The sequence below is a fragment of the Candidatus Deferrimicrobiaceae bacterium genome (assembly GCA_035256765.1).
Lineage (GTDB): Bacteria > Desulfobacterota > Deferrimicrobia > Deferrimicrobiales > Deferrimicrobiaceae > CSP1-8.
In genome coordinates this window covers 1-10,660 of sequence record DATEXR010000239.1, presented here as the reverse complement: position 1 = coordinate 10,660, position 10,660 = coordinate 1, and the positions used below count along the sequence as shown (strand labels likewise).

Here is a 10,660-nt window from a genome sequence, read left to right as displayed (position 1 = left end):
GCGACTTGCTCATCTTTTCGTTGTCGATGTTGACGAATCCGTTGTGGATCCAGTATCGCGCGAACGGTTTGCCCGTCACGCCTTCCGACTGGGCGATCTCGTTTTCATGGTGCGGGAAGACGAGGTCCTTCCCCCCGCCGTGGATGTCGAACGTCTCCCCCAGATGCTTCATCGCCATCGCCGAGCACTCGATGTGCCATCCCGGCCTGCCCGGCCCCCACGGACTGTCCCAGGCGGGCTCCCCCGGTTTCGACGCCTTCCAGAGGGCGAAGTCGAGCGGATCCCGTTTCCGTTCGTCCACCTCGACGCGGGCCCCGGCAAGCAGCTCCTCGGTGTTTTTCCCCGAGAGCTTGCCGTATTCCCCGAACCCCCGGACCGAATAATAGACGTCGCCCCCCGCGACATAGGCCTTCTCCGCCGCGATCAGCCTCTCGACGAGTCCGATGATCTCGGGGATATGCTCCGTCGCCCGCGGCTCCGCGTCGGGGCGGACGAGCCCCATCCGGTCGAAGTCCTCGTAGAACGCCCGGATATATCGATCCGCGATCTCTTCGGTCTTCACCCCCTCCTCGTTTGCCCGCCGGATGATCTTGTCGTCGATGTCGGTGAAGTTGCGCACGAAGGTCACGTCGTATCCCCGGTACCGGAGGTACCGAACGATGATGTCGAAGGCGACGTTCGCGCGGGCGTGCCCGATGTGGCACAGGTCGTAGACCGTCACGCCGCAGACGTACATCTTCACCTTCCCCGGGGTGATGGGGGAGAAGGTTTCCTTCCCGTTCCCCAGCGTGTTGAACACGGTGAGCGCCATCAGGCCGTTCCCCTCTCCGGAACGGGGAGGGATCCCACCAGGAGCGCGACGGCCCATGCGGAGATCCCCTCCTTGCGTCCCTCGAATCCCATCCCCTCGGTCGTCTTGCCCTTCAGATTGATCCGGTCCTCGGGGAGGGAAAGCATCCCCGCGATGGAGGCGCGGAGAACCGAAACGACCGGAGCGATCTTCGGCTCCTCGCAGACGATGACGGCGTCCAGACCCACCAGCCCATACCCCTTCTCCACCATCCTCCCGCGCGCATGGGCGATGATGCTGCGGCTGGAGATCCCCTCCGTCTCCGCCACGCCCGGGGGGAAATGTTGACCGATGTCCGGTTCCCCGAGCGCGCCGTAGATCGCATCCGCGATCGCGTGGAGAAGAACGTCGCCGTCGGAGTGGCCGAGCAGGCCTCTCTCGTGCTCGAGCCGGACTCCCCCCAGCCAGAGGTCCCGTCCCGCGACCAGTTTGTGCGCGTCGCCCCCGATCCCGATGCGGAAATCGGCCGGCCCCCGGAGCAGCCCCTCGGCCATGCGGAGGTCTTCCGGAATGGTGATCTTGATGTTCGCCTCCTCGCCCGGCACCGGGATGACGGGGTATCCCGCACTCTCGACGAGGGAGGCGTCGTCCGTCCCTTGCCTCCCCTCCTCCTGGGCTTTCCTTAAGGCGTCCCGGAGAATCCCGGCACGGAATCCCTGGGGGGTCTGGGCAAGCATCAGTTCGGAACGGTCCCGGGTACGGAGGGTCCTCTCCCCCCGGTCCCATTGCTTGACGGTGTCCCGTACGGGCACGACCGGAACGACGGCCCCATGCTCCCGCGCGAGTTCCACGCATCTTTCCAGGAGTTCCTCGGAGACGAACGGGCGAACGGCGTCGTGCACCAGGATGATTTCCGCATCCTCGGGGACGGCCGCCAGGGCGTTCCGGACCGAATCCTGTCTCTGCTCTCCGCCGTCGACCACGGCGAGAACTTTCTCCAGCGAGCGGTACGACTCCTTCCCCTCTTTTGGAAACGTCGGGGGAAGAACGAGCACGATCCCGTCGACCCGCGCGGATGCGGCGACCGCCGACAAGGTCCTGTCCAGAAGGGGGCGCCCCCCGAGGGGGAGAAACTGCTTGGGAAGATCCCCACCCATCCGTCTGCCGTCCCCGCCGGCGACGACGATCGCCACCACCCTTGTCATCGATCCTCCGGGATTCCTATGGGTAGAGGATTTCCGGCACGGGGGCCGGAAGAGAAGGACGTGCGGAAAGCGCCAACGCCGCTTACAGGTTCAGGAAGCGGCGCAGGTCCGCCTCCACCACTTCCTCCGAAACGGAGCGCGCGATCGAGATTTCCTTGACCAGGAGGGAACGTGCCGTGTCGAGCATCTTCCGCTCCCCGAACGAGAGGACCTTTTCCCCCTTGAGAAGGAGAAGGTTGCGCAGGACCTCGGCGATTTCGAACGGGGAACCGGACTTGAGTTTGTCCATGTACTGGCGATACCGCCTGTTCCAGGGCTGGGGTTCGATTCCCACTTCGCGGTTCTGGAGAATCTTGTAGATGGACCGGACGGCCTTGGCGTCCATGATCCGCCGGAGGCCTACCTGCTCCACGTTGCCCATCGGGATCATGATCGTCACGCCGGTGTCGAGAACGCGGAGAACGTAGAAGGATTCCTTCTTCCCCCCCGAGATCGATTTCGTTTCGATTGCCTGCACCATTCCGATACCCTGGGCCGGGTATACCGCCAAATCTCCCACTTTGAAATTCATTGGAATGGAACCTCCGAGGAGCCAATCAGGAAGTGTGTTGGAACGTATTCGATTGATGTATTATATGTTTTTTATTCCTCTCGTGTCAATCCGGAGGGTTCTGCATGCCGTCGACGGTCTGGTTCGCCGATCTTTCCGCCCCCCCGGGCAGAAGCCTGATCGACAAGACAGGGGAACTTCTGCGGGCGGCCGGGCTGTCCGGCAGGATCGGCCCCGGGGATCTCACGGCCGTGAAGCTCCACTTCGGGGAGAAGGGGAACGTCTCGTTCGTCCGGCCGGTCTTCGTGCGGAAAGTGGTCGAGGAGATCGCCGCCGCGGGCGGCAAACCGTTTCTGACGGACACCAACACGCTCTATGTGGGAGGCCGAAGCAACTCCGTGGACCACCTGCGGACGGCGATCGCCAACGGGTTCGCATTCGCGGTGGTGGGCGCCCCCCTGATCATCGCGGACGGGATCCGCGGCGAGAGTTCCGTGAGCGTCCCCGTCGAGGGAAAGATTTTCCCCGAGGTGGCGATCGGAGCGGAGATCGTCAACGCCGACGCGATCGTGGCGGTGACCCATTTCAAGGGGCACGAGCTGTCGGGGTTCGGCGGGACGATCAAGAACCTGGGGATGGGATGCGCGGCCCGGTCGGGGAAGCTCGCCCAGCATTCCACGGTGTCCCCCGTCGTCGACCCCGCGAACTGCACCGGGTGCGGTACGTGCATCGCGCACTGCCCGTCCGGAGCCATCGGGATTCTCTCCCAGACGGCGCTGATCGATCCGCGGACGTGCATCGGGTGCGCGGACTGCATCGTCGTGTGCCCGGAGCAGACGGTGAAGGTCGACTGGAACGAAGCCGCCCCGATGGTCCAGAAAAAAATGGTGGAGCACGCCGCGGGAGCGTTGCGGGGGAAGAAGGAGTCCTCCCTTTTCCTCTCCTTCGTGATGCAGATCTCCCCCTATTGCGACTGCTACGGAAACAACGACCGGCCGATCGCCCCCGATGTCGGGATCCTCGCCTCCGCGGACCCCGTCGCTCTCGACCAGGCATGCGCGGACCTCGTCATCCGGTCCGCCGGGCGGGACCCCTTTCGGGAAACGCACCCGGAGATCGACTGGACGATCCAGCTCTCCTACGCCGAGGAACTGGGGCTGGGGACGAGAGAGTATCTTCTGGAGACCCTGTGACGCGGGACAAGATGCTTTTCGCCGGGATCGACATCGGGTCGCTCTCCACCGACGTCGTCCTCCTCGACATGAAGGGGGAGATGGCCGGCTCGTCGATCGTCGCGACGGGGGCCTCCGCGAAGAAAGCGTGCGAGGAAGCGGTTTCCCGGGCCCTGGCCGGGGCGGGAGCCGCGCCATCCGCCATCGTATTCACGGTCTCCACCGGGTACGGGCGGGAGATGGCGTCGTCCGCGGACCATACGGTCACCGAAATCACCTGCCACGCCCGGGGAGCGCGCCACCTGTTTCCCGAAGCCCGGACCGTGCTGGACATCGGGGGGCAGGACAGCAAGGTCATCCGTCTGACCCCCGACGGCAAGGTGGCCGACTTCGCGATGAACGACAAGTGCGCGGCGGGCACCGGCCGCTTTCTGGAGGTCATGGCGCGCACGCTCGAAATGGATCTCGAGGAGATGGGGCCCCGCTCTCTTCTTTCCCGAAAGACGGTGGCGGTAAGCTCGATGTGCACGGTGTTCGCCGAGTCGGAGGTGATCTCGCTGATCGCCTCGGGAACCCCCCCCGAGGATATCGCTCGGGGGATCCACCTCGCCATCGCGGACAGGATCGCGGCGCTCGCCGAACGGGTGGGAATGGCGCCCCCCGCCGTCATGACGGGGGGAGTCGCGAAAAACCCCGGGGCGCGCAGTGCTCTCGAGAAGAAGTTCGGCTGCACCCTTCTCGTACCGGCGGAACCCCAGCTGGCGGGGGCGCTCGGGGCCGCCCTCATCGCCCGGGAAAAAAGCCTGGCCCACCACTGAAGGATTCCCCCCCGGAACGGCGCGGAGGGGAGGAGCTTTCCTAGATCTCCTCTTGCGTGTCGAAGATTTCCCGGAAGCGGTCGGAGTTTTTCCGGAAGATGGCGAGGACTTCCGGGTCGAAGTGGTCGGGGGTCGTCCGGCCGTCCCCCTGGGTGATGATCTTCACCGCCGTATCATGGTCGAACGGGGGCTTGTAGGGACGCCTGCTCCGCAAGGCGTCGTACTGATCGACGATGTTCAGGATCCTCCCCTCGATGGGGATCTCCTCTCCTTTCAGCCCCTGGGGGTACCCCAGCCCGTCCCACCTCTCGTGATGGTGGATGGCGAACTTCTCGGCGGATTTGAGGAAGGGGCTTTCCGATCCCCGGAGAATCCTCCCGCCGATCATGGTATGGGTTTTCATGATTTCGAATTCCTGGGGTGTCAGCTTCCCCGGTTTGAGGAGGATCGAATCGGAGATCCCCACCTTCCCGATGTCGTGCATCGGGGCGCCGTAGAACATGATCTCCGCCTCCTGCGGGGGGATGCCCAGTCCCTGCACGATGACCTCGGTATAGTAGCTGATCCGCTTGATGTGGACGTAGGTGGCCTCGTCCCGGTACTCCGCGGCGAGCGTCAGTCTCTGGACGGTATCGAGGAGCGCCTCCCGAAGCTTCCGGGTCCGATCCTCCACCTGGATCTCCAGGATCTTGCTGTGGTTCTCCAGAAACGTCTGGTACTTCTTCACCTTGAGAAGGTTGTTGACGCGGACCACCAGTTCCGTGCTGTCGACGGGCTTACCGAGAAAATCGCTCGCCCCGGCCTTAAGGGCCTGGATCTTCGATTCCCGGTCCGCCTGGGACGTGAACATGACGACGGGGATCCCCTCCGTCCCGGAGCCATTCTTGAGGCGGCGGCATGTCTCGAAGCCGTCCATCTTCGGCATGGAGATGTCGAGGAGGATGATGTCGGGATTCTTCTCCTTCGCCAGGGCGAGTCCTTCGATGCCGTTCCCCGCCGATTCGACCTCGAACCCGTGATGGGCCAGAATCGCCCCCATGACATCCACCACCGCCACCTCGTCGTCCACGATCAGAACCCGGGCTTTCTCCTGGGATGTCACGACTTCTCCCTTGGCAAGGACGCCACCACCTCTTTCCTATCGGCAGAAGGCCCGCCAAGGATTACTTCTTTTTTCCGGAGGTGCCCGTGGCACTCCCCTCCGACTTGACCTCCTCCCTCACGATCTCGAAGAAGCGCTTAATCTCCTCGGAAACGTTATAGAAATGGGGAGACAGGCGGATCCCTCCCAGCCGCGGGGAGCAAACCGCGTTCCTTGCGAGGAGGGCCTTCCAGAGCGCCTGGGGGTCGACCCCGAAAACCTTAAATGTCACAATCCCGGATCGCTCCTCGGGGTTGCGCGGGGTGATCACCTCATACCCGGACGCAAGGGCAGCCTCGATCGCCTCCTCGGTGAGTCGGCGAACCCGTTCCCAGATGCGCTCCACGCCGATCGAGAGGATCAGCTCGAGCGAAGCGCCGAACGCGGCAAGCCCCACGGTGTTCAGGCTCCCCGGCTCGAATCGCCTCGCATCCGGCGAGAGATGGAAATCGTAATGCTCGAAGTCGAACCGGTTCCGGACCGAATGCCAGCCGAGGACCACGGGCTCCACCATCTCCATCACGTCCCGGGAAATGTAAAATCCCCCGATCCCGTCGGGAGAAAGCATCCACTTGTGGCCGTCCGCCGCGAGGGCGTCGATTCCGTAAGCCTTGACGTCCATCGGGATCACCCCGAGGCTCTGGATGGCATCGACGAAGAAGAAGATCCCCTGCTTCTGGCAGTACTCCCCGATTCCCGGGAGATCGTTCCGGAACCCGTTGGCGAATTCCACCGAGGAGAGGGCGACGACGCGGGTCTTCCCGTCGCAGGCGCCGATCACATCCTCCTTCCGGACGCGGCCTTCCCTCGCCTGCACCATGCGGACCTCCACGTTGCGCGCCGCAAGACGCATCCAGGGGTAGACGTTGGAGGGAAACTCCACGTTGGCGGTCACGAGGTTGTCCCCCTCTTTCCACGGGAAGCCCGCGGCGACGAAGGAGATCCCTTCCGACGTATTCTTGATGAAGGCCACCTCGTCGCTGGAGGCCCCGATCAGACGGGCGAACCTGCCGCGCGCCTCGTCCGAAACCTCCACCCACATTCGGGGATGAAGCGCTCCCTCGTCCCGGTACCGGTCCAGCACCCGAATGCCCGCCGACGCCGAAGAGGCGGGGATCGGAGAAACCCCCGCGTGGTTCAGATAGAGGAGTCTCCCGGTCACGGGGAACTCGGCGGCCCGGATGGTTTCCACGTCGATCGGCACGGCTTTCCCCCTCTCGCGCGTTGGATGCGATATCCCATGGTACCAAGGATGACGGGAACGCATGCGGTATAATATCCCCATGGAACTGACCGAAGGAATGATCCTGCGGTACAGCCGGAATATCCTGATCAAGGAAATCGGACCCGAGGGGCAGGAGAGGATTTTCGGCGCTTCCGTTCTCGTGGTGGGGGCGGGCGGCCTGGGCTCCCCGGCGCTCCTGTACCTGGCGGCGGCGGGAGTCGGACGGATCGGGCTGGCCGACCGGGACCGCATCGAGATCTCGAATCTCAACCGGCAGGTGATCCATACGGAGAAATCGGTGGGGCGCCGCAAGGTGGAGTCGGCGGGGGACGCCATTCGCGCAATCCGCTCCGATGTCGTGCTGGAGGAGCACGGGACCGCCCTGACCGCGGAGAACGCCGTATCGCTGTTCCGGAAGTACGATGTCGTCATCGACGGAAGCGACAACTTCCCGACCAAATACCTGTGCAGCGACGCCTCCGTCCTCACGGGGGTCCCCCTCGTGCACGCGGGAGTCCTGCGGTTCGGCGGGCAGTTGACGACGGTCATCCCCGGCACGGGGGCCTGTCTGCGCTGCCTGATCCCGGAGATCCCCCCCCGCCGGGATGCCCCGACCTGCTCCGAATCGGGGATCCTGGGGGCGGTCGCGGGGATCGTCGGGGCGTGGCAGGCCGTGGAGGCGATCAAGGTCATCACCGGCGCGGGAGAACCGCTGGCGGGCAGACTGCTGACCCTGGACGCCCTGACCGGGTCCGTTTCCGTCCATGCCGTTTCCCGGGACCCTCAATGCCCCGCCTGCGGGGAGTCCCCCCGGATCCGGCTCCCTCTCGAGCCGTCCGAATACGACCAGGAACGGAGTTGCATCGTATGAAAGAGGCCGTGAAACGGAACCCGAAGCGCGCGGTGATGCTTCTGTCCGGGGGTCTGGACAGCACGTTGGCCGCCAGGATGATGGTCGACCAGGGGGTGGAGCTCTTCGCCCTCCACTTCACTTCCCCGTTCTGCACCTGCGCAAAAGCGGCGGGGAACGGCTGCAACTCGCAGGCGCAGATCGTCGCGGGGAAGATGGGAATTCCGATCCGGACGGTGTCGAAGGGCCCCGAATACCTCGCAATCATCCGGAACCCGAAGCACGGCCGGGGGGCGGGGATGAACCCCTGCATCGACTGCCGGATCTTCACGCTGAGAAAAGCCCGGGAGCATATGGAGCAGATCGGCGCCTCCTTCCTGGTGACCGGCGAGGTGGTCGGTCAGCGCCCCATGTCCCAGCGCTTCGACGCCATCCGGATCATCGAGAAGCACAGCGGATGCCAGGGGCTGGTGCTGCGCCCCCTCTCGGCGAAGCATTTCGAACCGACCCTTGCCGAGCGGGAAGGGTGGATCGACCGGGAAAGGCTGCTCGGCATCGCGGGAAGATCCCGGAAAGAGCAGATCCGGCTCGCGCGGATGTGGGACATCGTCGATTACCCCTGTCCGGCGGGGGGGTGCCTCCTGGCCGAAAAGAGCTTCTCCCTCAAGGTCCGTGACCTCTTCGACCACTGCGCGGCCCCGGACATGGCGGACATCCACCTGCTCAAGGTCGGAAGGCACTTCCGGCTTCGCGACGGGCGGAAGGTGATCGTGGCGAGAAACGAGGAAGAGAACCGGAAGCTCGAGGCGCTTTGCAGGGGGAAGATGCCCGTCTACATCGCCAACGGATTCTCGGGGCCTTCGATCGGGATCGAAGCGAACCACGGGGCACGGCCGGAAGACGTTCTCTCCCGGCTGTTCACGCGGTACAGCAAACCCGGAACTCCTCCCCCCTTCCCCGTGCGGGAGGTGAGCCTCACGGGCGAACGGGAACTCTTCCTTCCCGGAAACGCCGATTTTTCGGAGATCGACCTTGCCCTCCTCTGCTGAATCCCGCCAACCCGAGGGGCTCGCCCCACCGCTCTCGGAGAAATGGGAGTCTCTCCTCTCCTCGTTGCGCTCCCTGGGTTCCGCCGTGATCGCCTTCAGCGGGGGGGTCGACAGCACCTTCCTCCTGTACGCCGCTCTCCGGGCGCTGGGGGAGAAAACCCTCGCGGTCACCGCGACATCCCCCACCTACCCGAAATCGGAACGCGACGAGGCGGAGAAAATCGCCCGGGATTTCCAGGCCTCCCACCGGTTCGTGGAGTCGAACGAACTCCTGATCCCCGGCTTCTCCGAAAACCCCCCCGACCGGTGCTATCACTGCAAGAAGGAACTGTTCGGCATCCTGTGGGCGCTGGCGCGCGCGGAGGGATACGAGGCGGTGTGCGACGGCACGAACCGCGACGACACCGGCGACTTCCGCCCCGGAAGGCGGGCGGCGAAGGAACTGGGCGTGCGCAGCCCGTTGCTGGAAAACGGGATCACGAAAGGGGACATCCGGGCGCTCAGCCGCCATTTCCGGCTTCCCACCGCGGACAAGGGGGCGTTCGCCTGCCTCTCCTCGCGGTTCCCGTACGGTTCGACGATCACCGCGGAAAAGCTGCAGCGGGTGGAGGCGTGCGAAGAGATCCTTCGGGGGTTCGGTTTCCGGCAGTTCCGCGTTCGCGTCCACGAACGGGTCGCACGCATCGAGGTCGGACAGGAGGAGATCCCGCGCCTGTTCGAACCGGAGATATCGGAGGCCATCCACGGCGGCTTCCGGGAAAACGGGTTTCTCTACGTGGCCGTCGATCTTGCAGGGTATCGCACCGGGTCGATGAACGAGGGCGGGGTCGTGCCGGGCGTCCCCCCGGACCTCGAGATCTGATTCCCCTCCTGCCGCCCGAATCCGCCATGATTACTTGAGAAGGTTCGACTTGAAGATGAGTTTCTCGTAGTCCTCCCCGTCGTCGGGGAAGCTGGCGTGCCCGAAGCGCACATCGACCTTGAGATCCTTCATGACTCTCCGGATCTCCTCCGCCTCGTCGATGATCGCCTTCTTGATCCGGGGGATGGCGCTCATCTTGCCGTCCTCCGCCTCCGGAAGGATCATCCCGAATTTCCAGTCGCTGATCCGGGAGACGACGTCGTAGCCCCGGAGCGCGGTGCGAATGACCTTGGCCAGCCGTTTGATCACCCACTCCTCCCTGTCGAGCGCGGAAAACTCCCGCGCGGGGACGCGGGGGGTGACCTCGCAGATCATGAGCACGAGCCTGCGCCGGAAACGCCGCGCGCGGCTCAACTCGTGGAGGAGGCGGGACTGGAAATATTGCAGGGTCGGCAGCCCCGTCGACTCGTCGAGGTTTTTGAGCTTCTCGTTCCTCTCGAAGACGATCGCGTTTCCGATGGCCTTCTCGACGTACCGGATGAACTTTTCGAACGTCCCCCTGTCATCGTTGTTGAAGGATGCCGGGTAAAACGTCTTGTGCGGGAACTTGTCGAACATGGAGACGGTGCCGATGATCTCGGCGTCGCGCGTCAAGGGAAGCATGATCATCGTGCGCGCCACGCCGGCGAATTCCTTCCATTTCTCCTCCTCGGCCGTGTCCCGGACGAGAACGGAAGGTTCTCCCTTGAGGATCGCGGTGACCCCCTTCTTGTCCATCCGGAAGAGGTCCTGCTGCTCCCCCTCCGCCTTCATGCCGTAATACTCCCGGATCCCGTACTTGCCCGTTTGGGAGTCGAGCAGGCGGATGACGCACGACTCGGCTTCCATGATGAGGGAGGCGGAGGTCGCCACGAGCTTGAGGAGCCGGGAGAGGTCGAGCGTGGAGATGATGTTGATGCCGGCCTCGTTGATCGCGGCGATCTTCGTCATCCGCTGGG

11 protein-coding genes are annotated in these 10,660 nt (G+C 64.4%); 5 read left to right on the top strand and 6 right to left on the bottom strand.

Annotated elements, in window-relative coordinates:
* From cysS to VJ307_08030, 3 genes are all read right to left on the bottom strand, one after another.
* On the bottom strand, positions 1-811 hold an 811-nt coding region (gene cysS / locus VJ307_08040), incomplete at its 3' end, for a cysteine--tRNA ligase (GenBank protein HJX74094.1).
* The gene (ispD, locus tag VJ307_08035) at positions 811-1,995 is read right to left on the bottom strand and encodes a 2-C-methyl-D-erythritol 4-phosphate cytidylyltransferase (GenBank protein HJX74093.1); all 1,185 of its coding nucleotides are present in this window, start codon (positions 1,993-1,995) and stop codon (positions 811-813) included. The genes cysS and ispD, both read right to left, overlap by 1 nt.
* 82 nt (positions 1,996-2,077) lie before the next feature.
* A complete protein-coding gene (locus tag VJ307_08030; GenBank protein ID HJX74092.1) occupies positions 2,078-2,566 on the bottom strand; it encodes a CarD family transcriptional regulator in 489 nt (162 codons plus the stop codon).
* A gap of 104 nt (positions 2,567-2,670) precedes the next feature.
* Here VJ307_08030 and VJ307_08025 point away from each other — a divergent pair, with 104 nt between their 5' ends.
* The gene (locus VJ307_08025) at positions 2,671-3,738 is read left to right on the top strand and encodes a DUF362 domain-containing protein (GenBank protein HJX74091.1); all 1,068 of its coding nucleotides are present in this window, start codon (positions 2,671-2,673) and stop codon (positions 3,736-3,738) included.
* The gene (locus tag VJ307_08020) at positions 3,735-4,535 is read left to right on the top strand and encodes an acyl-CoA dehydratase activase (protein ID HJX74090.1); all 801 of its coding nucleotides are present in this window, start codon (positions 3,735-3,737) and stop codon (positions 4,533-4,535) included. The genes VJ307_08025 and VJ307_08020 overlap by 4 nt, the downstream gene beginning before the upstream one ends.
* A 40-nt stretch (positions 4,536-4,575) precedes the next feature.
* On the opposite strand, the gene VJ307_08015 is transcribed toward VJ307_08020, so the two are convergent.
* Together VJ307_08015 and VJ307_08010 are read right to left on the bottom strand one after the other, a co-directional pair.
* A complete protein-coding gene (locus tag VJ307_08015; GenBank protein ID HJX74089.1) occupies positions 4,576-5,637 on the bottom strand; it encodes a response regulator in 1,062 nt (353 codons plus the stop codon).
* Positions 5,638-5,698: 61 nt separating this feature from the next.
* Positions 5,699-6,880, bottom strand: coding sequence for an aminotransferase class V-fold PLP-dependent enzyme (locus VJ307_08010; protein HJX74088.1), 1,182 nt, complete (start codon positions 6,878-6,880; stop codon positions 5,699-5,701).
* Between the two features lie 61 nt (positions 6,881-6,941).
* Between VJ307_08010 and VJ307_08005 the strand changes: the two genes are divergently transcribed.
* From VJ307_08005 to larE, 3 genes are read left to right on the top strand one after another with little or no spacing between them, the layout of a single operon-like run.
* Entirely contained in the window at positions 6,942-7,772 is an 831-nt protein-coding gene (locus tag VJ307_08005) for a TOMM precursor leader peptide-binding protein (protein ID HJX74087.1), read from the top strand.
* Positions 7,769-8,800: a hypothetical protein gene (locus VJ307_08000; GenBank protein ID HJX74086.1), complete on the top strand. Its 1,032-nt coding sequence runs from the start codon at positions 7,769-7,771 to the stop codon at positions 8,798-8,800. The genes VJ307_08005 and VJ307_08000 overlap by 4 nt, the downstream gene beginning before the upstream one ends.
* Entirely contained in the window at positions 8,784-9,662 is an 879-nt protein-coding gene (gene larE, locus VJ307_07995) for an ATP-dependent sacrificial sulfur transferase LarE (protein HJX74085.1), read from the top strand. Before VJ307_08000 ends, larE begins: the two co-directional genes overlap by 17 nt.
* Positions 9,663-9,692: 30 nt before the next feature.
* On the opposite strand, the gene VJ307_07990 is transcribed toward larE, so the two are convergent.
* Positions 9,693-10,660, bottom strand: a 968-nt coding sequence (locus tag VJ307_07990; protein HJX74084.1) for a diguanylate cyclase, incomplete at its 5' end; no start/stop codon positions are given.